This window comes from Paraburkholderia sp. 22099, from assembly GCF_052045835.1.
Lineage (GTDB): Bacteria > Pseudomonadota > Gammaproteobacteria > Burkholderiales > Burkholderiaceae > Paraburkholderia > Paraburkholderia terricola.
Genome location: NZ_JBQEPU010000013.1, coordinates 104,431 through 128,981, shown reverse-complemented (window position 1 = coordinate 128,981; position 24,551 = coordinate 104,431). Strand labels below are relative to the sequence as shown.

Below are 24,551 nucleotides of genomic sequence, written 5' to 3'. Positions count from 1 at the left end.
GCTTCAAGCGGTTTCGCGCAGCGCCACGTCGATCACCGGCGCGCCCGTCAGCGTAATCAATTCCTGCGCCGTGAGATTGAACACCGCATGCGGATGGCCCGCCGCGGCCCACAAGCTGTCGAGCGCCAGCAGGTCGGCATCGATCAGCGTCACCGGTTCGGTCGCATGGCCGATCGGACACACGCCGCCGATCGCATAGCCGGTTTTTTCGCGGACGAACTTCGCATCCGCGCGGCCGATCTCGCCGACTTGCGCGGCCACCTTCTTCTCGTCGACGCGATTCGCGCCGCTCGCGACCACCAGCACGGGCGCGTCGTCCTCGCGACGGCGAAACAGGATCGATTTGGCGATCTGCGCGACCGAGCAGCCGAGCCCGGCGGCGGCTTCGGCGGAAGTCTTGCCGGTTTCCGGCAGCATCACGATGCGGCCGGCGTGGCCGCGCTCGCGCAGCAACAGCGCGACGCGGCGCGCCGAGTCGGGCAGCGCGGCGAGATTGTCGGATTCGAGGAAAGCGTCGTCCATCATTGTTTTAGATCCTGATTGATTGGCTGAGGTCAAACACAGTTGCCCGCTTCGCTGCGCGCCTTGGCGAGCAGCGCCTTGCCGGCGCGCGATACGTTGGGCCGGCCGATCGACGTCGAGATGAAATCGCCGATCGCCACGACTTGCGCGAGGTCGATGCCGGTTTCGATGCCGAGGCCGTTCATCAGATACAGCACGTCCTCGGTCGCGACGTTGCCGGTCGCGCCCTTCGCATACGGACAGCCGCCGAGCCCCGCCACCGACGCGTGATAAATCTCGATGCCTTCCTGCAACGCGGCGTAGATGTTCGCGAGCGCCTGGCCGTAAGTGTCGTGGAAGTGGCCCGATAGACGTTCACGCGGAAACACCTTGGTCACCGCATCGAACACTTCGCGCGTGCGCTTCGGCGTGCCGACGCCGATCGTATCGGCAATGTCGATTTCGTCGCAGCCGAGCGCCGCGAAACGTTCGACCACATCGACCACCGAGGCCACCGGCACCTCGCCCTGATACGGGCAGCCCAGCGCGCACGACACGCTGCCGCGAATCCGCAGGCGATTTTCCTTCGCCGCGCGCGCCACGGGTGCGAACCGGTCGATGCTTTCCGCGATGCTGCAATTGATGTTCTTCTGCGAAAACGCTTCGCTGGCCGCGCCGAAAATCACGATCTCGTCGGCGCGCGCGGCGAGCGCGCCTTCGAAGCCGCGCATGTTCGGCGTCAGCACCGAGTAGATCGTGCCTGGGCGCCGTTCGATACCGGCCATGACGTCGGCGCCGTCGGCCATTTGCGGCACCCATTTCGGCGAGACGAACGACGCCGCTTCGACGTTGCGAAAACCCGCCGCCGATAAGCGGTTGATCAACTCGATCTTGATCGCCGTGGCGACGAATTCTTTTTCGTTCTGCAGCCCGTCACGCGGACCGACTTCGACGATTTTCACTTGCTGCGGTAAGGCCATGATGTGTCTCCTGCCGCGCTTGGCGGCGCTCCTTCATTGATGTCTCTCAGTGCCTGCTCGAAGCTCACCCGGCTCTCAATACCCGCGTTCGATATTCACCACGCCGCTGACCGTTTCGCCGCGCGCGAGCGCCGTGATTTTCCGCGCGACCTGCGCGACGCTTTCCTCGCGCAACGTCAGCGCGGAGATGTGCGGCGTGATCGTGATACGCGGCTCCCGCCAGAACAGATGATCGGGCGGCAACGGCTCCTCGCGGAACACGTCGAGCGTGGCGGCGGCGAGTTGGCCGCTCGCGAGCGCTTCGAGCAGATCCTGTTCGACCAGATGCCCGCCGCGCGCGACGTTGATCAGATAGGTACCGCGCGCGAGCTTCGAGAAGGTGCGCGCGTTCAGCACGTCGGCTGTATCCGGCGTATGCGGCAGCAGATTCACCAGCACTTTCACGCCGTCGAGAAAGGCATCGAACTGCGCCTCGCCGGCGAAGGTCGTGATGCCCTCGATGTGCCGCGCGCCGCGGCTATAACCGCGCACCGGCATGCCGAAGCCCGCGAGCGTTTGCGCGACATGCGCGCCGAGCACGCCAAGCCCGAGCACGCCGACCGTGAAGGTCTCGCGCGGATGCGGTTCGAGCACTTCCCAGCGGCGTTCGCTTTGCAGCGTCTGGTATTCGTCGAAACGGCGCAGGTAGCGCAGCACCGCGTGCGCGACGTACTCGGCCATTTGCGGCGCCATGCCGGTGTCCTCCAGGCGGATCAACTGGGCGTTGCGCGGCAAGATGCCGGGCTGTTCGCTTTCGAGCGCGAGGATCGCATCCACGCCCGCGCCCAGATTGAAGATCGCGCGCAAGTCGTCGCGGCCGGCCAGCATCTCGCGCGGCGGCCGCCACACGACCGCGAAGTCCGCCGGCGCGGTGTCGCCAGGCTGCCACTCGCGCAGATCGGCCTCGGGCAGCGCGCGGGCAAAGTCGTGAAGCCAGGCGGCGGCATCGGCATGCGGCATGTAGAAGAGGATTTTCATACGGTCAGAAAGACGCCTGCGTTGTCGGGCCGGATTGCGGGAAAGGCCCGTTGTGACGGCTGCGACGCGCGCGGCGCTTCAGACGACGCTTGCGGCATGGGGCCTCCTCCTTTTATGGGTAGGCTTCATTCTACTTTTTCGACGCCGATCGCGCGCGTTTGCGGACGGCCGTGCAATTCGCCGGTCACGCGGCACATGGCACCGGCCGTCGCTCGGGCCAGTCGCCGGCCACGTCGCCTGCTACGTCGACAGTCACGGCGCCGCCATCTCGACCGCCATTTAGCCCGATAAACAAAGCACAAAAACTTGGTTCGTTCGCGCGGCGCGCAGCGGGACAATACCTTCCCGGATTCCCTTTGCGAGGGACAGACATGCTTTCATGCACCAAATCGACATGGCCGCCGCGGCTCGTGACCGTGCCCGGTCTGCACGGCAGCGAGGGCGCGCATTGGCAAACATGGCTGGAGCGGCAGTTCGCGCGCTCGCTGCGCGTCGAACAGGCCGACTGGGACGCGCCGGACCTCGCACTATGGGCGAAGTCGCTGCGCGATCTGCTCGCGCGCGAGCGCGGACCGTTCGTGCTGGCCGCGCATAGCTTCGGTTGCCTCGCGACCGCGCATGCGTTGCAGCAGGCGTCGTATGCGAACGACGTGGTCGGCGTGCTGTTCGTCGCGCCCGCGAGCCCGGAGAAATTCGGCTTCGCGGGAACGTTCGACGCGCGGCGCCTCGGCGTGCCGTCGATCCTGATCGGCAGCGAAACCGATCCGTGGATGCCGCTCGCCGGTTCGCGCGATCTCGCGCAGCGTTTCGGCAGCGCGTTCGTCAATCTCGGCGACGCGGGGCATATCAACACCGCGGCCGGTTTCGGCCCCTGGCCGCGAGCCAAGTATTTCATCGACACGCTGGTGCATTGCGCCGCGCCATTGCGCTTTCGCGAGGATGCCTTCGAGGCCGCGCAGCACGCATTCGTTTGAGGCTTCGCGCCGCGCTCGATGCACCGGCCCCGGCACGAGTGAGCCAGTAAGCGATCCGTTAGAATCCCGCTTCATGCCGCGCGTTCGTGCGGCCACCGGTTTTCATCATCGATAGGCGGGGACAAGATGGCAGGCAAGACGGGCACATCGCGCTGGCTGGCAGCCGGCATGACGGCAATCACGCTCGCGCTCGGCGGCGTGTCGACGGCGCACGCGCAAGCGTCGTTGCTCAACGTCTCGTACGACGTGACGCGCGAGTTGTACAAGGACATCAACGCCGGCTTCATCGCGGCGTACAAGCAGAAGACCGGCGAGACCGTGTCGATCCGCCAGTCGCACGGCGCGTCGAGCGCGCAGGCCTTGTCGGTGCTGCAAGGCTTGCAGGCCGACGTCGTGACGATGAACCAGCCGAACGACATCGACCTGCTCGCCGAAAAGGGCCAACTGGTGCCGACCAACTGGCGTGCGCGCATGCCGAACGACAGCGCGCCGTACACCACGACGATGGTGTTCCTCGTGCGCAAGGGCAACCCGAAGCACATCAAGGACTGGGACGATCTCGCCAAGCCCGGCGTGCAGGTGGTGATCGCCAATCCCAAGACCTCGGGTAACGGCCGCTATACGTATCTGGCCGCGTGGGGTTATCGCAAGCAGCACGGCGGCACCGACGCGCAGGCGCTCGACTTCGAAAAAGCGATCTTCAGGAACGTGCCGGTGCTCGACACGGGCGGCCGCGGCGCGACCACCACGTTCACGCAGCGCGGCATCGGCGACGTGCTGGTGACGTTCGAAAACGAAGTCGCGCTGATGAACACGGGTGTGGGCGCGGGCAATTTCGAAGCGGTGTATCCGTCGGTGAGCTTGCTGGCGGCGCCGCCCGTGGCGATCGTCGACAAGGTGGTCGACAAGCGCGGCACGCGCAAGGAAGCGCAGGCGTATCTCGACTATCTGTGGTCGGCGGCCGCGCAGGAAATCATCGCGCAACATCATCTGCGTCCGCGCGACAGGAACGTACTCGCCAAGCATGAGGCGGAGTTCAAACCGATCAAGACCTTCACCGTCGAAGAGATGTTCGGTAGCTGGCAGAAAGCGCAGCAAACGCATTTCTCCGATGGCGGGACGTTCGATCAGATCATCGTGGATAGGAAGTAAAGCTTCGCTTGAAGCATAAAGGCCGCCTTCGGTTCGTTACCGAGGCGGCCTTTTTTATTGCGCGAATTGCTATCGCATGCGCTTGTTGCGTTTAGTTGGGCGCAGCGTGCGAGTCATGACCGTGTTCGCAGCCATGCTCGCAACCGCTCTGATCGAGCGGCATCTGCTGCGCCGCTTCCGCCCGAATCCCCAGGCGCTCCAACAGCTTGCGATCCGCCTCCGCTTGCGGATTGCTGGTGGTCAGCAACTGATCGCCATAGAAAATCGAATTCGCGCCGGCGAGAAAGCACATGGCCTGCAACGCTTCGTTCATCTGCTCGCGTCCCGCCGACAGACGCACCATCGCGCGCGGCATCGTGATGCGTGCAATCGCGATCGTGCGCACGAACTCGAACGGGTCGATCGCTTCCGTGCCGGTCAGCGGCGTGCCTTCCACTTGCACCAGGTTGTTGATCGGCACCGACTCGGGATACGGCTCCATGTTCGCCAGTTGCGCGATCAAGCCGGCCCGCTCGCGCCGCGACTCGCCCAAACCGACGATGCCGCCGCAGCACACGTTGATGCCCGCGTCGCGCACCCGTTCGAGCGTGTCGAGACGGTCCTGATACGTGCGCGTCGAAATGATCTGGCCGTAGAACTCCGGCGACGTATCGAGGTTGTGGTTGTAGTAGTCGAGGCCCGCTTCGCGCAGAGCTTGCGCCTGGTGCGTCTCCAGCATGCCGAGCGTCACGCAGGTTTCGAGACCCATCGCCTTCACGCCGCGGATCATGTCCTTGATCGGCTCCAGGTGCCGGTCTTTCGGATTGCGCCACGCGGCGCCCATGCAAAAGCGCGTCGCGCCGTTTTGCTTGGCGGCGCGCGCGGCGGCGAGGACTTCGTCGACCGGCATCAGCTTGTCGGCCTGCAGGCCCGTGTCGTGATGCACCGACTGCGGACAGTACGCGCAATCTTCCTCGCAGCCGCCCGTCTTGATCGACAGCAGCGTCGACAGTTGCACGGTATTCGCGTCGAAATGCTCGCGATGTGTTTGCTGCGCGCGGAACATCAGATTGTTGAACGGCAGTTCGTACAGCGCGACGATGTCGGCGACGCGCCAGCGCGCGAGCTGTTTGCCGTCCGATGCGGCGCTATTGGCGTTGTGATTGGCATTGCTGTTGGCGGCCGCCGTGTCGACCGGCGTCGGAGCGATGTTCAGTTGCGTCATGTCGTCAATCCTCATGGATGGATGTGATGTTGATCAGCGCCGCGCATGGCGCAGCGTCTGCAAGAGTCGGTCGATGTCGAGCCGGTCCGCCGCGAGTTCGGGCGAAGCCGGGCTCAGATGCGGCACGATGCCGAGCAAGGGCGCGTCGTGTTCGCGCGCAAGATGCTCGCGGATCGACGCGATGTTTTCGTCGGGGAACGTCATGTCGGGGTCGACGCGGTTCGCCACCCAGCCGGCCAGCGTCAGTCCGCGCGCGGCGATCGCTTCGGCGGTGAGCAGCGCATGGTTGATGCAGCCGAGGCGCAGGCCGACCACCAGCACGACCGGCAGTTTCAAGGCGACGGCGAGATCGGCGGTGTCCGCAGTCGCCGTCAACGGCACGCGAAAGCCGCCGACGCCTTCCACGACCACGACGTCCGCGCGTTTCACAGCCTCGGCATGGCAAGCGACGATGTGCGCGATATCGAAGGTGACGTTTTCCAGCGCGGCCGCGATGTGCGGCGCGGCCGGTTCTTTCAGCAGATAGGGCGTGCGAATGTCGGGCGGCAACAAGACGCTCGATGCGGCGTCGAGTTGATCCGCGTCCTCGTTATGCAGAACGCCGTCGAGTTCGAATGCGCCGGCGGCGATCGGCTTCATCGCGGCGGCTTGCAGGCCTTCGCGAACGAAGCCGCGCAACAGCGCCGACGAAACGAACGTCTTGCCGATTTCCGTATCCGTGCCGGTGACGAAGAGAGACAGCGCCGTGCTCATGCCGCTTTCGCTCCCGCTTGTTGCAAGCCCGCTTCGAGCCGGTCGAGATCCGCTTGCGCGTGCGCGGCGGAAAGCGAAATACGCAAGCGCGACGTGCCGGTGGGCACGGTCGGCGGACGAATCGCCGGCACCCACAGACCCGCGCGGTCGAGCAGGGCGGCGATGTCGAGCGTGGCTTCGTTCGCGCCGATGATGAGCGGCTGCACGGCGGTGTGCGAATCGACCGGAAGCCACGGCGTGGCTTTCAGCATCTCACGCGTGCGTTCGATCAATTGCCGAAGATGCGCGCGCCGCGCATCGCCTTCGTCGCCGCCGATGATGCGCAAACTCGCCGACACCGCATACGCGGCGGCAGGCACCGAGGCCGTGGTGAAAATGTACGGACGCGCGCGCTGCACGAGCCATTCGATCACGGTGCCGTGCGCGACGACGAACGCGCCCGAGACGCCCGCCGCCTTGCCGAGCGTGCCGATCGAAATCAGGTTCGGCGAGCGCAGCGCGGCCTGCGCGATCGCGCCGCGCCCTTGCGGACCGAGCACGCCGAAGCCATGCGCGTCGTCGAGAATCAGCCACGCGCCGTGTTGCTCAGCAAGTTCGAGCAGACGCGGCAGCGGCGCGATATCGCCGTCCATGCTGAACACCGTATCGGAGACGATCACTTTCACTTCCGCGTCGGAAGCGTCGAGCATCGCGCTCAACGCTTCGGTATCGCAGTGCGGGTAGATCTGCACGTCGGCGCGCGACAGGCGCGCGCCGTCGATCAGCGACGCGTGATTCAATGCGTCGGAGAAAAGCGTCGTGCCGCGGCCCGCGAGCGCGGTGAGCGTCGCGAGGTTCGCCATGTAGCCGGTGCTGAAGTACAGCGCGCGCGCATTGTCGACGAAGCCGCCGACGAATTCCGCGAGGTCGTCTTCGAGTTGCGCATGCGCGCGCGAGTGGCCGCCGAGCAGATGCGAACCGCCGCTGCCCGCGCCATAGCGCCGCGCGCCTTCGCCGATCGCGGCGATCAGTTGCGGATGCGCGGCGAGGCCGAGGTAGTCGTTACTGGCGAAGCCGATGATCTCGCGGCCGTCCACCGTCATGTGCGCGGCGCACGGCGTGTCGGCCGTGCGGCGGCGACGGCGCAGGCCGCGTGCGTCGATGTCTTTCAGGCCTTGTGCAAGTGTGTCGAGCAAGTGCATTAGCGCGCCTCCGCGAGCGTGGCTTCGAACGTTTCATGAGTGCGCGAGGCGAGCAGCGCGAGTTCTTCGTCGTCGAGAATGTACGGCGGCATCAGATACACGGTGGTTGAAATCGGGCGCAGCAGCAGCTCGCGCTGCAACGCGTTTTCGAAGAAGCGGCGCGAGAATGTCCTCGCATGTTGAGCGTCGTCGATCACCGCGTCGAACGCGAAGATCGTGCCGCACTGGCGCAGATTGCGCACCTGCTCGTGCCCAGCGAGCGGAGCAAGCGCGGCCTTCAGTTTCGCGGACTTCTGCGCGTTGACGGCGAGGACGTTGTCGCTCGCGAACAGGTCGAGCGTGGCGAGCGCCGCGCGGCACGCGAGCGGATTGCCGGTGTAGGAATGCGAATGCAGGAAGCCGCGCGCGGTGTCGTCGTGATAGAAGGCCGCGAAGATTTCATCGCGCGACAACACGATCGAGAGCGGCAGATAGCCGCCGCTAATGCCTTTCGACAGACACAGAAAGTCCGGCCAGATGCCCGCCTGCTCGCATGCGAAGAACGTGCCGGTGCGACCGCAACCGACGGCGATTTCATCGGCGATCAGATGCACGCCGTACTGGTCGCACAACGCGCGCAATCCGGCGAGATACGACGCGTCGTGCATCGCCATGCCGGCTGCGCATTGCACGAGCGGCTCGACGATCAGCGCGGCGATTGTGTCGGCGCGCGCTTCGAACAGCGAGCGCACGTGATCGAGTGCGCGGCGCGCGACGTCGTCGGCGGTCTCGCCAGGCTGCGCGAGACGCGCATCGGGCGACGCGACGACGTGCGCGTGACGGATCAACGGGTCGTAGGCGTCCTTGAAGAGCGCGACGTCGGTGACGCCGAGCGCGCCGATGGTCTCGCCGTGGTAGCTGTTGGCGAGGCAGACGAATTCCTGCTTGTCGGCGAAGCCGCGATTGCGCCACGAGTGGAAGCTCATCTTCAGCGCTATTTCGACGGCGGATGCGCCATCGGACGCGAAGAACGCGTGGCCGAGCGTGTTGCCGGTGAGCGCGCCGAGGCGTTCCGCGAGTTCGATGACCGGCTCGTGCGTGCAGCCCGCGAGCATCGCGTGTTCGAGCGTGTCGAGCTGGTCTTTCAGCGCCGCGTTGATGCGCGGGTTCGCGTGGCCGAACAGGTTGACCCACCAGGAGCTGATCGCGTCCAGATAACGGTGATCGGCGCGGTCGTAAAGCCACGCGCCCTGGCCGCGCGCGACGGGAATGAGCGGCAGACGCTCGTGGTGCTTCATCTGCGTGCAGGGGTGCCAGACGGCGCGCAGGCTGCGGGCGATCCAGTCTTCTCGTGATGACGGTTGTGTTGCCGGGTTTTGCAAAGCGGGTACTCCAGGATGCTTTTTGCCGCTGCGCGTCGGGCTTTTTAGGGCCGTTTCGTTGCGCTGCGCGCGGCGTTTGGCGATGCGCGCGGGGTCGAGATTAGCGGTTTATTTCGTTGCGCGCACCTGCGCTGGAATTTGGGGTTTTGCTTGCTGGGCTGGGGTTTGGGGCTGTTCGATGCAGGTCGTTTCTGTTTTCTCATGAAGGTGGATGATCGGTGCAGTTGACGACGGCAAAGTAGTGGGATGTAGGTGGGGTTTGGCCTGCTCGGCGGTTTGGGTTGTGGGCTTGGTTTGTTGGCCTTTGCTTGATTTGTTAGTGGTCTATTGGCGTTGCCCCTGTGCGGGGCGGCACCTACTTTCTTTGCCGCCGCAAAGAAAGTAGGCAAAGAAAGCAGCTCACACCGCCAGCTTTGAAGCGGGTCTCCTGGCTTGGAGGGGGCAGTGGTGCATCTGGAATCGGTGCCCTCGCGCATTCGACGTTCGTGACAAGGCAGTCATACTTCCCGCCTCGCGCTGCGCGCTCGCCGGAAGCGGCGCGCACGGAAACCAGCGGTTTCATTGGGCGCGGTGGGGGCCATCGGCTTCGCCTCGGCGAGACGCCGAAAAGCCAGATGCTGTTTCAGATGTGTCGCTGGTTGCAGGACACCGGTTGTGGGGCCGGTCGCCGGTCGCCGTGCTGAGCGTCCGGCCGCGCGCCGATGCGCCGGCAAGTTGTCGGCAAGTCGCCGGCATTCGATGCAGTGACGCCGGGCGCACGCAGCGCTATTGGTTTGGAGAACTGCGGCTGACGGCGGTTTGTCTGGGCATCGAGAACTGCTGCCGACCGCAAAAGCGCCGTGCGACTTTATGAAGTACCGCGACGGCGCGCGCAGCGTCGCCGGAAGAATGACTGCTGTGTCACGAACGCGGAGTGTGCGGGAACACGGATTCCAGATGCACCACGATGCCCTCCAAGCCAGGGGACCCGCTTCAGAACTGGCGGTGTGAGCCGCTTTCTTTGCCTACTTTCTTTGCGGCGGCAAAGAAAGTAGGTGCCGCCCCGCACAGGGGCAACGCCAATAGACCACTAACAAATCAAGGAAAGGCCAAAAAACCAACCCCAAAAACCAACCCCGCCGAGCAGGCAAAAAAACCCGACCCTCACTCCCGGCTAGCAATAGCATGCCGACCTTGATCCGCACCGCTCGCAGCGGTCTGAGTGCCCCCAGAACCCCAAACAACAGCGTTATCCACCGCATACAACCGGCAAGGCGCCGAACTCTGCTTCTGGCAATTGGCAACCGCCACCGACATCGGATCGTCGCCGCCCTCGGCCCACGACCACGCGCCGGTATCCGACACGGCAAAAGCCCGGCTAGGATATTGATGCAGGAAGTTCCGATAGCCATTGCGCCCGGCTTCGTCGACGAACGGCACCGCATCCACCGCATCGACAGCGGCAAACCCGCTCGCCTTCGGCAACGAAGGATCGGACACGCGATACTGCACGCCCGTGGGCATGCCCACGCGGGCCAGGAAAGCCTCGACGGCCGGCCACCACACATGCACGCCGTCGCGGTCGCCCACCAGCCGATGCGCGTCGTTCTTGTAGTTGCCGAAATCCACCATCTTCGCGCTCGCGCCATGCTCGGCATACGCGGCGTACATGCCCGCCACCAGCGGCGCGGTCCACACCGAGTCGTTATCGCCGTACATCCACAACGACGGCACCTTGGTCTTTTCACCGTACGCGCCGAATGCGCGCGTGAGGTTGGCCTGCCAGCCGCTGCAAGCGTCCTGCCGCAAACCGCCCGAGAAATTGATCAGCGCCCGCACGCCCGGCGCGGCTTCGGTGCCGTAGGCCATCGTCGCGAGACCGCCGTGCGAGGTGCCGGCCACCACGATATGCGTGGCGTCCACGTAAGGCTGCTTCGACATGTAGCCGATGGTGGCCGCCACGTCGCCGGCCTGGCTCATGCCATTGCGTTCGACGTCGCAACCGTCCTGCTGATAAACGCCGTCCGAATGGCCGAAGCCCTGGCGGTTCGGCGCCACCACCACGTAGCCGCGGCGCACGAATTCGCGCGCGAACGGCAGCGGATTGCTGCGTTCCTGCGTGCGCGGATCGCCGGGAATCTTGCCGTGGTTGAACACGATCATCGGAAACGGGCCTGGGCCGTCCGGTTTGTAGATCGTCGTTTCGAGCGTGACCGCGCCGGCAGCGTCCACCGGCACGCGGATGATTTTTTCGTTGAGGCCCGCAGCCGGCAGATAGACGTCGTCGTCGAGCGCGATGCGCGGCACCTGCGCGCGGGCGAGAGGTCCCGCCTGGGTGTCGGCGAGCGGAGCGGCGTGCGCGACGGCGACAGCGCACGCAGCCGCTGCACAGATCACCGCACACTTCGTCAGAACCTTGCTGAACACCATTAACGCATCCGCCTCAAAAACTTGCCTGAATACCGTCATGCCCACTTGTCCAGAACGGCTGCTGACATTTTGCTTTCACCGGTGTTTTCGACACGCAAAAACATACCCGCGTACTGCTGCGCGAAGCGCACGCACGCCACTGGAGATCGCACGGGATTGAACCCAAACGGCCGACGCGACCCCACGCGCCGATGATGAGCGCCACCCATGCTGCCCGGAAGCGCCGCCGAACCCACACTATCTGGTGACCGGCAGCGTCCTTGCGCATTTTGCGTAGCCGGTTATGACCGGCTTTCGCAACGTGACGCCATGAAGCTACGGCCTCATCCTGGCACGACAATTTTGTTTTGTGCAATCAAGGAGAACCCGCGACGAAAAAATTGCCGTGCGCGGATCGGGCTCATGCTGGCTTGAAGACGCTGGTCTCGCCGGCGGCCGGCTGCACGAGGCAAGATGGCGGGCGCATGGGCTGTGGCGCCGGGCCAACACGAACAGGAAGCCGGTCTTTGAGGGCCGCATGTGAACGCGCCTCGGAGGCTGGCGCGTCGTGTAAGGCTCGGGAAGGCGTCGGGCTATTCGCTCACGTCGCCATCGACATAGCGCCAGCGGCCGTCCTCATCGCGGATAAAGCGGCTCAACTCGTGCAGCCGGTGCGCGCGGCCACCCACCTTGTAACGCGCGACGAATTCGACCGTCGCGTGATCGGCGTCGCTTTCAGCGAATGCCTTGATCTGAAGTCCGAGCCAACGTGGCGCATCGGGCGCGGCGGGGTCCGCGTCGAGGTCGGCGGGGCAGGTGTGCGGCGCCCAGGTGGCGCGCAAATAATCCGTCGCGCCGAGAACGTACGCGCTGTAACGCGAGCGCATCAGTTCGAGCGCGCGCGGCGCCGCTTCGCCGCCGTCGATGTAACGGCCGCAGCATTGCGCGAAGCGGGGCGCGCGGGCGCCGGCGCGCTGGCCGGGCGCGGCGCCGCCGCAGGGACAGTCGGATGGACGCTGCGCCGGCAACAATGGCTCGTTCATTGGACGTTCAGCCAAGACCGCGAGCGATCAGGATCTTCTGGATGTCGCTCGTGCCTTCGTAGATCTGGCACACGCGGACATCGCGGTAAATACGCTCGACCGGGAAGTCGCTCAGATAGCCGTAGCCGCCATGAATCTGCAAGGCCGCGGAACAGATGCGCTCGGCGGCTTCGGAGGCGAACAGCTTGGCCATCGCGGCTTCGGTGAGGCACGGCTGGCCGGCGTCTTTCAGCGCCGCGGCATGCCAGATCAGCTGACGCGCGGCCTCGAGTTGCGTCGCCATGTCGGCGAGGCGAAACTGCACGGCCTGGTGCGAGAAGAGCGGCGCGCCGAAGCTCTCGCGCTCCTTGGCGTAGGCCAACGCCGCCTCGAACGCGGCGCGCGCCATGCCGACGCTTTGCGCGGCGATGCCGATGCGCCCGCCTTCGAGCCCCGACAGCGCGATCCGATAGCCTTCGCCTTCCGCGCCGATGAGGTTCGCGGCCGGCACGCGGCAGTCCTCGAAAATGATCTGCGCCGTATCCGACGAATGCTGGCCGAGCTTGTCCTCGATTCGCGCGACGACGTAGCCCTTGGTATCGGTCGGCACGATGAACGCGCTGATGCCGCGCTTGCCCGCCGCCTTGTCGGTCACGGCCATCACGATTGCGACGTTGCCGTTCTTGCCGCTCGTGATGAACTGTTTGACGCCGTTCAGCACGTACGCGTCGCCGTCGCGGGTCGCGGTGGTGCGCAGCGCGGAGGCGTCGGAGCCGGCCTGCGGTTCGGTCAGGCAGAACGCGCCGAGCATCTCGCCGCGCGCGAGCGGCGTGAGCCAGTCGCGCTTCTGCGCGTCGTTGCCGTAGCTCAGCAGGATGCTGCACACCGGGCAATTGTTGACGGAAATGGCGGTGGACGTGCCGCCGTCGCCAGCGGCGATTTCCTCGAGGATCAGCGCGAGCGCCAAGGCGTCCATGCCCGCGCCGCCGTAGGCTTCGGGCACCAGCACGCCGTATGCGCCGAGTTCGGCGAGTTGCCGATGCACGTCGTGCGGAAAAACCCGCTCGCGGTCCCACCGCGCCGCGTGCGGCGTGACGGCTTCGCGCACGAACGTGCGCAGCGCGTCGCGCACCATCAGGTGGTCCTGGTCAAGCACCATCGCTCAGTCTCCTCATTCTTGGCGCTCTCACCAGTCGAGCGGCGTGCCGTCGTATTGATAGAAGCGGCCATTGAACGCCTCGCGCGCGGCCGCGGCCTGCGCCAGCAATTCGCGCATGCCGGTGACGCTGCGCGCCGGATCGATCGCCGCCTCGGCGCCGCCCATGTCGGTGCGCACCCAGCCCGGATGCAGCGAAACGCAGGTCGCGCGCCTGACCTCGAGCGACGCGAGTTTCAGCGCGTTGTTGAGCGCCGCCTTGCTCGCGCGATAGAGCCAGCCGGTCGTGCCGCCCGCGTCGCCGATGCTGCCCATCTTGCTCGAGATCACCGCGAACACGCCGCCGGTTTCCTCGACGAGCGGCAGCAGGATCGGCATCAGCTGCATGGGACCGCGCACGTTGGTGTGCATGACATGGTCGAAGTCATCGGCGGTGATGGTCTCGATGCCCGCGGTGCGCGGGCCGTAGACGCCCGACACGACGATCGCCGCATCGAGCCGTTCGCCGTCGAGCTTCCAGCCGAGCGCGGCGATTTCGTCGGGCGCGGTGACGTCGACGGAAAAAGTCTCCGCGCCGAGTTCGTTCAATGCGTCGAGCGCGGCCCCGTCGCGCGCGGTGGCGAGCACGCGCCAGCCGCTCTTTTTGTATTGCCGCGCAAACTCCTGGCCGATGCCGCGCGACGCACCCACGATCAACACTGTCTTCATCGAATCACCTCGTGCCTCAACTGCCTCAACTGCCGCAACGGCCCCGACTGCCTGGAGTGCCTGGAGCCGCGCGTCAAACCAGTTCGATACCCATCGCGGTGGCTTCGCCGCCGCCGATGCACAGCGTCGCGACGCCGCGCTTCAAGCCGCGCTGTTTCAGCGCGCCGATCAGCGTGACGAGAATCCGTGCGCCCGACGCGCCGATCGGATGCCCGAGCGCGCAAGCGCCGCCGTTCACGTTGACCTTTTCGTGCGGCAAACCGTGTTCCTTCATCGCGGCCATCGTGACGACGGCGAACGCTTCGTTGACCTCGTACAGATCCACTTCGTCCGCGCGCCAGCCGTTCTTCTCGAACAGCTTGCGAATCGCGCCGACCGGCGCGGTGGTGAACTTCGCCGGCTCCTGCGCGAAGGTCGAATGACCGACCACGCGCGCGATCGGCTCGACACCGAGGCGCTTCGCGGTCGACTCGCGCATCATCACGAGCGCGGCCGCGCCGTCGGAAATCGACGACGAGTTCGCCGCCGTCACCGTGCCGGTCTTGCTGAACGCGGGCTTGAGCGTCGGAATTTTTTCGAGGTTCGCCTTGAACGGCTGCTCGTCGCGATCGATGCTCACCTCGCCCTTGCGGCTCGCGACTTTCACCGGCGCGATTTCCCATGCGAACGAGCCGTCCTCGTTCGCGCGCTTCGCACGGTTCAGCGACTCGACGGCGAACGCGTCCTGCGCCTCGCGCGTGAAGTCGAACGACGCCGCGCATTCCTCGGCGAACGTGCCCATCAGGCGGCCTTTCTCGTAGGCGTCTTCCAGGCCGTCGTAGAACATGTGGTCGAGCACCTGGCCGTGGCCCATGCGCATGCCGCCACGCGCCTTGGGCAGCAGATACGGCGCGTTCGTCATGCTTTCCATGCCGCCCGCGACGATCACCTCGATCGAACCCGCGGCCAGCATGTCGTGCGCGAACATCGCCGCGCGCATGCCGGAGCCGCACATCTTGTTGACGGTGGTGCTGCCCGTGGCGAGCGGCAAGCCGGCGCCGAGGGCCGCTTGACGCGCGGGCGCCTGACCGAGCCCGGCGGGCAGCACGCAGCCCATCACCACTTCGTCGATCTGCCCGGGTTTCAGGCCCGCGCGTTGAACGGCGGCTTCGATCGCGACCGAACCGAGTTGCGGCGCGGTCAACGAAGCGAAGTCGCCCTGAAATGCCGCCATCGGCGTGCGGGCAACGCCCACGATGACGATCGGATCAGCGTTTGTCTCACTCATGTTTCAGCTCCTTGATCACACCTTCGACGATCGCCGGCATCTCGCCGAGTTGCGCGGCGTCGGCCGCGACCATGTCGTTGTCCGCGCCGTGCGCGCCGCTTGCCGATACTCCCGCGACGCAGCCCTGATAAACCGCGTCGAGCGCGCCCGGTTCGCCGACGGTCATGCCGAGATTGCGCACCTTGCCATCATGCACGCCGTACACCCAGCCGTGCACGGTCAATTCCTGGCCGCGCGCCCAGGCATCGTTGACGATGGTCGTGCGGCACACGTTCACCACCTGCTCGATGGTGTTCAGTTCGACCAGCCGCCGATGCCGCGCTTCACCGAGCGGCCATTCCTCGATCAGCGCCGCATGCTTGGTGCGCACGTCCTGCACGTGATGCAGCCAGTTGTCCGCGAGACCCACGCGACGGCCGTGCAGCGCCGCGCCGACGCCCGAGCAGCCGTAGTGGCCGACCACCATGATGTGCTTGACCTTCAGCAGATCGACGGCGAACTGGATCACCGACAGACAGTTCAGATCGGTATGCACGACCACGTTGGCGATGTTTCTGTGCACGAATACTTCGCCCGGCGGCAGGCCGATGATCTGGTTGGCCGGCACACGCGAATCGGAGCAGCCGATCCACAGATATTCGGGCGTCTGCTGATGCGCGAGGCGCGAAAAGTACTCGGGGTCTTCGGAGAGCTTGCGAGTCACCCACGCATCGTTGTTGTCGAAGAGATGCGCGAGCGGGTTCGGAGGAGTGGAAGCGTTCGAGTTCATGGTGCGTCTTGGCGGTTGCTCGACCGATAGACCGGTCGGTGTCGTTACATAAGGTTTCGGACGATGCGTTCAGCAATGCGGACGGCGCAGGATGTTCACGCCACCCGCACGCTGCGCTCGTCGGCTTGCGCGTCCGTTGCGTCTGATGGGGCCGGTGCTTTCGCAGCATCGGCGAAGCGTTCGGGATAGCGGATACAAAAGCGCACACTGCTGTCGTACGGGAAAAAGTCCGGCAGTTCGCCTTTCAGTAGATGATCCTTGTGCCGCTGCCACAGCGCGGGATCGAAAAAGTCCGCGTGATGCCGCATGAAGGAACGGCGCACGCGCGGGTCGCCGAGCAGGAACGTGCCATACGTCTCCGGGAAAATGTCGTGCACGCCGACCGAGTACCACGGCTCGCCCGACATTTCGTCTTCCTCGTTGCGCGGCGTGGGCACCGCGCGCACGTTGCAGTCGGTCAGGTATTCGATTTCATCGTAGTCGTAGAACACGACGCGGCCGTGACGCGTCACGCCGAAGTTCTTGTACAGCATGTCGCCCGGAAAAATGTTCGCCTGCATCAGTTCCTTGATCGCGTTGCCGTATTCCTTGATGCCGTGATCGACGTCCTCGTCGGAGCCGTGTTGCAGGAACAGATTGAGCGGCACCATGCGGCGCTCGATATACATATGGCGAATCACGAGGTTCTCGCCGTCGTATTCGAGCAGCGACGGCACTTCCTTTTCGAGTTCGCGCACGAGCGCTTCATCGAGCCGCGAGCGCGGCAGCGCGACGCTCGAATATTCGAGCGTGTCGGCCATGCGGCCCAAACGGTCGTGCCGCTTGACGAGCTGATACTTCTCCTGGATCTGCGCGCGCGTGGTTTCCTTCGGCGGCGGGAAGCTGTCCTTGATCAGCTTGAATACGTATGGGAAAGACGGCAGCGTGAACACCAGCATCACGAGCCCCTTGATGCCGGGCGCGACGATGAACTGGTCGCTGGAATGCGACAGGTGATGCAGCAGATCACGATAGAACAGATTCTTGCCCTGCTTCTGCAAGCCCACCGAGGTATAGATTTCCGCCTTCGGCTTGCCCGGCATGATCGTGCCGAGAAACTCCACGTAAGCGGACGGCACTTCCATATCCACGAGGAAATACGAGTGCGAGAAGCTGAAGATGATCAGCAACTGATCGCGCTTGAGCAGCACCGTGTCGAGCGCGAGCACGCCCGGCCTCACATGACGCAGCGGCACCGCGAACGGCAACAGCAAATCGCCGTTGATGATGCGCCCGACGATATACGCCGACTTGTTGCGGAAGAACAGCGACGAGAGCACGTGAATCTGGAAGTTGGGTGCTTCGTCGAATACGCCGAAGGCGTCGTGAATCGCCTGCATCACGCAGCCGACGTCGCGTGTCAGATCCTCGAACGGCGTCTCCAGTTGAAAGTTCGTGACGATGCGCTCGAGCGTGGCGGCAAGACCGTCCTTGCCCGGGTAATACGCGCGATACGTCGGCTTCGCGGCCGGTTCGTCGTTCTCGATGTATTCGGTCGAGATCGCCGGCCGCACGAAAATGAAGGCGTTGTTGAAATACGAGCGATGCAGGATCTTGCAGCAGACTGAATTGAAGAACGTCTCCGCGCACTCGGGTTGGCGGTGCGTGGTCAGAAGGCCGATGTAGTGCAGCTTGATCTGCTGCCACACGTCGCTGTCGATATTTTCCGCGTCGTATTCGTCTTGCAGCAGTTCGACGCATTCCTCGACGCGATCGTCGTATGACGTAATGCGATCGCGCGCGAGTTTTTGCAGGCCGTGCCAGTCGCCGCGTTCGAACAGCGTCTTGGCATGGACCGCGGCCTCGCGAAAGATGCGGTAGTGGCGCTCGAATCCTTCGAGCATCGTCTGGGCGACGTCAAAGCCGATCTGCGACGACAACAGTTTGGGGAAGTGATTCATGTCGACCGTGCATTCGTCCCATGTCGTGAAGACACCCGTGATTGTATCGTCCGGGTGGGCCCGCGACGCATCGCGCCGCTCGACTCATGCCTTGGCGCATGCCGCGCCCGGCGTGCATTTTCGCGGGCGTTCGCCGACTTTCCGGCTATCTCCGCTCAATGCGTCAGTTTGGCATGCCTTAATCGGCTCAACTGCCGGCAAAAAAATTTGCGTGGTCCGCTTTCATGCGGGCCTGGCTTCGCGTGTGCCGTTTTCCAGCAGCGCGCGCGCCTGGGTTTCGTATTGCGCGAGGTCTTCGAGCGTCGCGTTCAGGTCTTCCAGTTGACGTTCGAGCACTTCGCGATGGCGCGCGACCGTGGCGAGGAACGCGTGCAATTGCGCGACGGTGTCGGTCGGCGATTCGTACACGTCCAGCAGATCGCGGATTTCCGACAGCGTGAAGCCGAGCCGTTTGCCGCGCAGCGTGAGCTTGAGGCGCGTTCGGTCGCGGCCTGAATAGACGCGGCGCAAGCCGCTCGATCCTTCGCGGCTCGGCGAGAGTAAACCCTGGTCTTCGTAGAAGCGGATGGCGCGCGGCGTGACGTCGAATTCCCGCGCGAGCTCGGTGATCGTGTATTGCGTGTTCATCGGGGCATGCCGTGGCCGGGCAGAAAGTTGGATTGGACGATAGAATCAACGTTAACGTTATCGTCAACTTGAGCGAAACGCAACCAGGCGCAATACGGCACCGGCATGCCCCAACCGGGCCGCAACCGGGCCGCAACCACGCCGCCCGGCATCGCACACCTCGCCATGCCGGACGGCCGACGGAGGAAGACACCCGCAATGAATGCACTCGAACATCAACTCGACTATCCGTTCAACGACAGCTTGCCGGAAGCCGGCCACGCGATGGAAGTCGCGCCCGGCGTGTTCTGGCTGCGCATGCCGTTACCCTTCGCGCTGGACCATATCAACCTGTGGCTGTTGCGCGATGAGATCGACGGTCAGCCGGGTTGGACGGTGGTCGATTGCGGCATTACGTCGGACGCGATCAAGGAGAACTGGGAGAGAGTATTCGACTCGGTGCTCGGCGGCCTGCCGGTGCTGCGCGTGATCGTCACGCATTGCCACCCGGATCACATCGGTCTCGCGCACTGGGTGTGCACCGGCGGCGACAGGCAACGCTGGGACGCCCGGCTATGGATGACGCTCGGCGAGTACATGCAAGCGCGCGTGATGGCGGCCGGCGACGGCTCGAATGCGGGCGGCGAAGGCGCGGCGCGTCACTTCGCGCGGCACGGCGTGACCGACGAAGCGTCGCTGGACAAGCTGCGCGCCCGCAAGAGCTATTACGCGAGCCTCGTGCCGGCGATTCCCGGCCAATACCGCCGTTTGCGCGAAGCCGACGGCATGAGGATCGGCGGCAAGACGTGGCGCGTGGTGACGGGCTTCGGCCATTCGCCGGAGCACTGCGCGCTGCACTGCGAGGAGACCGGCGTGCTGATCTCCGGCGACATGGTGCTGCCGCGCATTTCGACCAACGTGTCGGTGTTCGACATCGAGCCGGAAGGCTCGCCGCTCGCGCTGTATCTGGAATCGCTCGGCCGTTACGAGACGATGCCTGAAGAGACGCTGGTGCTGCCGTCGCATGGCAAGCCGTTTCGCGGCGTGCGCACGCGCATCAGGCAACTGCGCGAGCATCACGACGCGCGCCTCGCCGAAGTGCGCGAGGCGTGTGCCGAAAAACCGCAAAGCGCAGCGGATATCGTGCCGCTGATGTTCAAACGCCAGCTCGACATCCACCAGATGACATTTGCGATGGGTGAAGCCTTGGCGCACTTGCATCTGCTGTGGCTCGCGGGCACGTTGAAGCGCACGCAGGGTTCGGATGGCGTGATCCGGTTTTCGGCTTGATCGGTTTTACCCTTCAACCTTTTGATGAAAAAAGCCCGGTGCTTTCGCAACCGGGCTTTTTCATGCGGTTTCGTTCAAGCCTAAGCGGTATTACTGCACGGCCACCGTGCCCAAGTTCTGCCGGCCAAACGGGCTCACGTGATAACCGCTCACGTTCGTGCGCGTGATCGCCGCCGCGGTCGGATAACCGAGCGGAATCCACAGCGCCTGGTCGTGAATGATCTGCTGCGCCTGTTCATACGCCTTCGCACGCTTGGCCTGATCGGGCGTGGCCTTGCCGTCGGCGATCAGCTTGTCGAGGTCCTCATTGCAGAAGCGCGCGAAGTTGATGCCCGACTTCACCGCGTTGCAACTGAAGAGCGGCGACAGATAGTTGTCCGGGTCGCCGTTGTCGCCGGCCCAGCCCATGAACAGCGAATCATGCTGCCCTTGCTTCGCCTGCTTGATGAGTTCGCCCCATTCGATCACCTTCACGTCCGCCTTCACGCCGATCTTCGCGAAGTCGGCTTGCAGCAGTTCGGCGCCGGCCTTCGGATTCGGGTTCAGCACGCTGCCGTTCGGGCGCACCCAGATCGTCGTTTCGAAGCCGTTCGGGAAGCCCGCGTCCGCGAGCAGCTTCTTCGCTTTCGCCGGATCGTACGGCCACGCCTTCACCGCCTTGTCGTAGCTCCACGTGTTCGGCGGATACGGGTTCACGGCCGGCGTCGCGGTGTTGTCGAACACCGTCTTCAGATACGTGGTGCGATCGAACGCCATGTTCAGCGCGGCGCGCACCTTCTGGTTGTCGAGCGGCTTTTTCTGCGTGTTCAACGCGACGAACGCGGTCATGAAGGCGGGCGTCTTGACGATATCCAGCGACTTGTCGGTTTTCGCGTCGGCGAGATCCTGCGGCTTCGGCGACAGGGCGATCTGGCATTCGCCCGCCTTCACCTTCTGCGCGCGCACGGTGGCGTCCGGCGTGATCGCGTAGATCAGGCGATCGATCTTCGGCTTGGGACCCCAGTAGGTCGGGTTCACGTCGTAGCGAATCACCGCGTCTTTCGTATAGCTCTTCAGTACGAACGGGCCGGTGCCGATCGGCTTCGCGTTCAGATCGACCTGCTTGCCGGCCTTGAGCAATTGATCGGCGTATTCAGCCGAATAGATCGACGCGAAACCCATTGTCAGGATCGGAACGAAGGTCGCGTCCGGCGCGTTCAACTCGAACTTGACGGTGTTGTCGTCGACCTTGGTGACCGCCTTGATGAGCTTCGGCAAGCCCATCGACTGCGCATGCGGGAAGCCGCTCGCGCCCACCACCTTGTGCCACGGATTGCTGTCGTTGAGCATGCGGTCGAACGTGAACACCACGTCGTCGGCATTCAGCGTGCGAGTGGGCTTGAAGTAATCGGTGGTCTGGAACTGCACGTTCGGACGCAGATGGAACGTGTAGGCGAGGCCGTCGGCGCTCACCTCCCACTTGTCGGCCAGCGCCGGCACCACCTTCTTCGTGGCCTCGTCGTATGAGACCAGCGAGTTGAAGACCACGTCCGCCGACGCATTGGTCGTCACCAGTGAATTGAACTGCACGACATCGAAGCCGTCGGGGCTCGACTCGGTACAGACGGTCAGCGGTTTGGCGAGCACGAGCGCGGGCGCCGTGAACAGTACGGCGGCTGCGAGCAGTTTGAAGCGCATAGGATCTCCCATAACGAGCGCGGTCAGGCAGTGCGTCTTGGTGTGCTTGTGTTCCGGTGGCGGGTGGCGGGTCGTCAAGGGTAGCCGACGCCCGCCTCTATGATTGTGATACGTTTCCGGCGCTGCCGCATGGGTGGATGTCGCCTCCATCGACGCGGCGCGGCCTTCGCGAAAGCTTATCGAAGGGTGCTGGCGGCGACAACCACTTAATCCACATATCCATATGGACGGCGGGACGGCGGGACGGCGGCGCTTATCCCCGCGCGGCGCGTTGCATCAGATAGACGATGCCCTCGATCGCGCGCACGCCGTACCACGACACCAGTTCGCCATCGATCAGTTCGATACGCTCCCTCGCCAGCCGCGGATCGCGTTTCAACGCATCGCAATGCGCTTGCGTGAAGCGATAGGGTTCGCTGGACAGCAGAATGCGATCGACATCGGCAAGCCACGGAGCATGGTCGAAGTCGAGCGTGGTGAGTACGGGATAGCGAGCGGCGCCCGCCGCACCGCCTCGCACATCGGGCAGCGTGCGCCAGTTGACGAGCCGCAGCATGGCGGCGATATAGGTATCGCGCGCGACGGTCATCCACGGCTCACGCCAGATCAGATACAGCACGTTTTGCGCGGCAAACGTATGCGCTGCGGCTTCATGCAGGCGGTTTTCGAGCGCGTCGCTCAGGCGCCGCGCTTCCTCTTCACGGCTGAAAATCGCACCCAGCAGCGTGTAGAGCGATTGATTGTCTCGCGGCGTGCGCGGATGCGTGACGACGATATGCGGCACGAACGCGCGCAACTGGTCGACGGTATCGCGCTCGTTTTCGTCGACATTGACGATCAGATGGGTAGGGCGCAACGCACGAACGGCGTCGATATTCACGGCCTTGGTGCCGCCTACCTTGCGCACCTGGCGTACCTTCTCACGCGGATGCACGCAAAAACCGGTGCGCCCGACGATCTGCCTGTCCAATCCCAAGGCAAACAGCAGTTCCGTGATGCTCGGCACCAGCGAGACGATGCGCGCCTCGGCGCTCGCCGGTTCGTGCGCGACGCCGGCTGCATCGATCGCACGGGGCTGCATGGCCTACTCGGTGACGGCGCGCGGTTTGCGCGGCGCGCGTTCGAAAACGCGGTCGTAGAGCCAGCGCGGCAGCACATGCAGCAGCATCGCCGCGATGCGCATTTGCCACGGAAACACCGCAAAGGCGGTTTGACGCTCGATCGCCCCGGCAACCTTCACCGCGAAACGGTCGGCGTCCATCAGGAACGGCATGGTGTACGGGTTGTGCTCGGTCATCGGCGTGCGGATATAGCCGGGCGCGATGGTGACCACGCCCACGCCGTGCGGCCGCATCTCGACGCGCAACGCTTCCAGGTACTTTTGCGCCGCCGACTTCGACGCGCTGTACGCGCCCGACCCCGGCAAGCCGCGCACGCCCGCGACGCTGGCGATGCCGACCAGCGTGCCGCGTTTCGCGGCGACCATCGCGGCGGCGAACGGCTCGAAGGTCGCGACCATGCCGAAGTAATTGATATCCATCACTTCGCGGAACGTGCGCAGGTCGCCGTGGCCGGTGAGCGCGCCGCGGCTGATCCCGGCGTTGGCGATCACGACGTCCGGCAAGCCATGCTGCGCGATGAAGCGCGTGGCCGCCTCGGCGAGCGCCTCGGCGTCGCGAACGTCGACGGCGTAGACAGAGACAGCGTTTTGGGGATGGGACTGCTGGAAAGCCGCGAGCGCGTCGCCGCGGCGGGCGACGAGGCCGAGAATCGCGCCGCGCCGCGCATATTCGGCGGCGAGCGCGAGGCCGATGCCGCTCGACGCGCCGGTAATGAAGACCTTCAACGGTGAACTCATTCCGGCGCCTCGGACGTTACATCTTCTTGGCGCGGACCTGCTGCACCAGGTAGTCGAGGACGTCGAGCGTGCCCGTCAGGCTGTTGGTCGCGGCCGGACCCGTCTCATACTTGCCCTGCACCGCCAGCGTCGGCACGCCTTCGATCTTGTAGCTTTCGAGCATCTTCTTGTCTTTTTGCAGCGCGCTTTGCGTCGAGAACGAGTTGTACGCTTCCATGTACTTCTTCGGATCGACGCCGTTCTTCGCGAGGAATTTGGCCTGATCTTCCGGCGTCAGCAGGTAGTTCTTGTTGACGTGGATTTCCTTGAAGATCGTCGGCGTGAGTTTCTCACTGAGGCCGAGTGCTTCGAGCGCGTGGAACATCTTCGAATGCGGAATGAAGTCGTCGCGGAAGGCAACCGGCACGCGCTTGAACACCACGTCCGGGCCTTGCTTCTTCACCCAGCCGTCGAGGTACGGGCCGAATTCATTGCAGTGCGGGCAGCCGTACCAGAAGAACTCGATGACTTCGATCTTGCCGGCCGGCACGTCGGTGGGTTGCGCCGTGGACAGCACGGTGTAGTCCTTGCCCGACACCGGCGTGGCGGGCGCGGCATGCGCCGTGGCGGCGATGAGGCCCAGCGAAAGGAACAGAATGCTCAGCAGTTTTTTCATGTGTTGATGACCCAAGTAGGCGGTAAAGCGGTGGCGCCACGCAATGCCCGTCACCGTTTGTGAATCGGCGTTGAACGTTTTCAGTGTTCCGT

The 24,551-nt window shown here is 64.6% G+C and carries 22 protein-coding genes; 3 read left to right on the top strand and 19 right to left on the bottom strand.

What is annotated here, in order from left to right; genetic code table 11:
- Positions 1-3 precede the first annotated feature (3 nt).
- The 3 genes from ACTJLC_RS14840 to ACTJLC_RS14830 all read right to left on the bottom strand — a co-directional run bounded on the left by ACTJLC_RS14840 (position 4) and on the right by ACTJLC_RS14830 (position 2,498).
- Positions 4-525: a YbaK/EbsC family protein gene (locus ACTJLC_RS14840; RefSeq protein WP_083084821.1), complete on the bottom strand. Its 522-nt coding sequence runs from the start codon at positions 523-525 to the stop codon at positions 4-6.
- 29 nt (positions 526-554) lie between these two features.
- Entirely contained in the window at positions 555-1,481 is a 927-nt protein-coding gene (locus ACTJLC_RS14835; RefSeq protein WP_073432212.1) for a hydroxymethylglutaryl-CoA lyase, read from the bottom strand.
- Positions 1,482-1,556: 75 nt separating this feature from the next.
- Complete coding sequence (locus ACTJLC_RS14830; RefSeq protein ID WP_440844374.1) at positions 1,557-2,498, bottom strand: 2-hydroxyacid dehydrogenase; 942 nt, start codon at positions 2,496-2,498, stop codon at positions 1,557-1,559.
- Between the two features lie 371 nt (positions 2,499-2,869).
- On the opposite strand from ACTJLC_RS14830, the gene ACTJLC_RS14825 reads away from it, so the two are divergent.
- Both ACTJLC_RS14825 and ACTJLC_RS14820 read left to right on the top strand, forming a co-directional pair.
- Positions 2,870-3,472, top strand: coding sequence for an RBBP9/YdeN family alpha/beta hydrolase (locus tag ACTJLC_RS14825; protein ID WP_073432210.1), 603 nt, complete (start codon positions 2,870-2,872; stop codon positions 3,470-3,472).
- Positions 3,473-3,598: 126 nt separating this feature from the next.
- Complete coding sequence (locus ACTJLC_RS14820) at positions 3,599-4,624, top strand: sulfate ABC transporter substrate-binding protein (RefSeq protein WP_073432209.1); 1,026 nt, start codon at positions 3,599-3,601, stop codon at positions 4,622-4,624.
- A gap of 91 nt (positions 4,625-4,715) precedes the next feature.
- Here ACTJLC_RS14820 and bioB read toward each other — a convergent pair whose 3' ends face one another.
- The 12 genes from bioB to ACTJLC_RS14760 all read right to left on the bottom strand — a co-directional run bounded on the left by bioB (position 4,716) and on the right by ACTJLC_RS14760 (position 19,000).
- The gene (gene bioB, locus ACTJLC_RS14815) at positions 4,716-5,828 is read right to left on the bottom strand and encodes a biotin synthase BioB (protein WP_440844372.1); all 1,113 of its coding nucleotides are present in this window, start codon (positions 5,826-5,828) and stop codon (positions 4,716-4,718) included.
- Positions 5,829-5,861: 33 nt separating this feature from the next.
- Positions 5,862-6,581: a dethiobiotin synthase gene (gene bioD / locus ACTJLC_RS14810; protein WP_440844370.1), complete on the bottom strand. Its 720-nt coding sequence runs from the start codon at positions 6,579-6,581 to the stop codon at positions 5,862-5,864.
- Entirely contained in the window at positions 6,578-7,762 is a 1,185-nt protein-coding gene (gene bioF / locus ACTJLC_RS14805; RefSeq protein WP_310119357.1) for an 8-amino-7-oxononanoate synthase, read from the bottom strand. Before bioF ends, bioD begins: the two co-directional genes overlap by 4 nt.
- Positions 7,762-9,123, bottom strand: a complete 1,362-nt coding sequence (bioA, locus tag ACTJLC_RS14800) for an adenosylmethionine--8-amino-7-oxononanoate transaminase (protein WP_440844367.1) — start codon at positions 9,121-9,123, stop codon at positions 7,762-7,764. The genes bioF and bioA overlap by 1 nt, the downstream gene beginning before the upstream one ends.
- A 1,143-nt stretch (positions 9,124-10,266) precedes the next feature.
- Positions 10,267-11,532 (bottom strand): dienelactone hydrolase family protein, encoded by a 1,266-nt coding sequence (locus ACTJLC_RS14795; protein WP_073429298.1) that lies wholly within the window; start codon positions 11,530-11,532, stop codon positions 10,267-10,269.
- A 572-nt stretch (positions 11,533-12,104) separates the two neighbouring features.
- A complete protein-coding gene (locus tag ACTJLC_RS14790) occupies positions 12,105-12,554 on the bottom strand; it encodes a YchJ family protein (RefSeq protein WP_073429299.1) in 450 nt (149 codons plus the stop codon).
- 7 nt (positions 12,555-12,561) lie between these two features.
- Entirely contained in the window at positions 12,562-13,692 is a 1,131-nt protein-coding gene (locus ACTJLC_RS14785) for an acyl-CoA dehydrogenase family protein (protein WP_440844365.1), read from the bottom strand.
- Between the two features lie 27 nt (positions 13,693-13,719).
- Entirely contained in the window at positions 13,720-14,397 is a 678-nt protein-coding gene (locus ACTJLC_RS14780; protein WP_073429301.1) for an SDR family oxidoreductase, read from the bottom strand.
- Positions 14,398-14,470: 73 nt separating this feature from the next.
- Positions 14,471-15,664, bottom strand: a complete 1,194-nt coding sequence (locus tag ACTJLC_RS14775) for an acetyl-CoA C-acetyltransferase (RefSeq protein ID WP_310312830.1) — start codon at positions 15,662-15,664, stop codon at positions 14,471-14,473.
- Positions 15,657-16,433: a carbonate dehydratase gene (gene can, locus ACTJLC_RS14770; protein WP_440844362.1), complete on the bottom strand. Its 777-nt coding sequence runs from the start codon at positions 16,431-16,433 to the stop codon at positions 15,657-15,659. The genes ACTJLC_RS14775 and can overlap by 8 nt, the downstream gene beginning before the upstream one ends.
- A 95-nt stretch (positions 16,434-16,528) precedes the next feature.
- Positions 16,529-18,373 (bottom strand): bifunctional isocitrate dehydrogenase kinase/phosphatase, encoded by a 1,845-nt coding sequence (gene aceK / locus ACTJLC_RS14765; protein WP_114161787.1) that lies wholly within the window; start codon positions 18,371-18,373, stop codon positions 16,529-16,531.
- 222 nt (positions 18,374-18,595) lie between these two features.
- A complete protein-coding gene (locus ACTJLC_RS14760; RefSeq protein WP_073429305.1) occupies positions 18,596-19,000 on the bottom strand; it encodes a MerR family transcriptional regulator in 405 nt (134 codons plus the stop codon).
- Between the two features lie 198 nt (positions 19,001-19,198).
- Between ACTJLC_RS14760 and ACTJLC_RS14755 the strand changes: the two genes are divergently transcribed.
- Positions 19,199-20,269, top strand: coding sequence for an MBL fold metallo-hydrolase (locus ACTJLC_RS14755; RefSeq protein WP_440844359.1), 1,071 nt, complete (start codon positions 19,199-19,201; stop codon positions 20,267-20,269).
- A 90-nt stretch (positions 20,270-20,359) separates the two neighbouring features.
- Here the strand turns inward: ACTJLC_RS14755 and ACTJLC_RS14750 are convergent, their stop codons facing one another.
- The 4 genes from ACTJLC_RS14750 to ACTJLC_RS14735 all read right to left on the bottom strand — a co-directional run bounded on the left by ACTJLC_RS14750 (position 20,360) and on the right by ACTJLC_RS14735 (position 24,459).
- Complete coding sequence (locus tag ACTJLC_RS14750) at positions 20,360-21,946, bottom strand: ABC transporter substrate-binding protein (protein ID WP_440844357.1); 1,587 nt, start codon at positions 21,944-21,946, stop codon at positions 20,360-20,362.
- Positions 21,947-22,199: 253 nt separating this feature from the next.
- A complete protein-coding gene (locus ACTJLC_RS14745) occupies positions 22,200-23,027 on the bottom strand; it encodes a helical backbone metal receptor (protein WP_440844355.1) in 828 nt (275 codons plus the stop codon).
- Between the two features lie 3 nt (positions 23,028-23,030).
- Positions 23,031-23,804 carry an SDR family oxidoreductase gene (locus ACTJLC_RS14740; protein WP_073429309.1) on the bottom strand — a complete coding sequence of 258 codons (774 nt, stop codon included), beginning with the start codon at positions 23,802-23,804 and terminating at the stop codon, positions 23,031-23,033.
- A gap of 16 nt (positions 23,805-23,820) precedes the next feature.
- The gene (locus ACTJLC_RS14735; RefSeq protein WP_083085058.1) at positions 23,821-24,459 is read right to left on the bottom strand and encodes a thiol:disulfide interchange protein DsbA/DsbL; all 639 of its coding nucleotides are present in this window, start codon (positions 24,457-24,459) and stop codon (positions 23,821-23,823) included.
- Positions 24,460-24,551 lie beyond the last annotated feature (92 nt).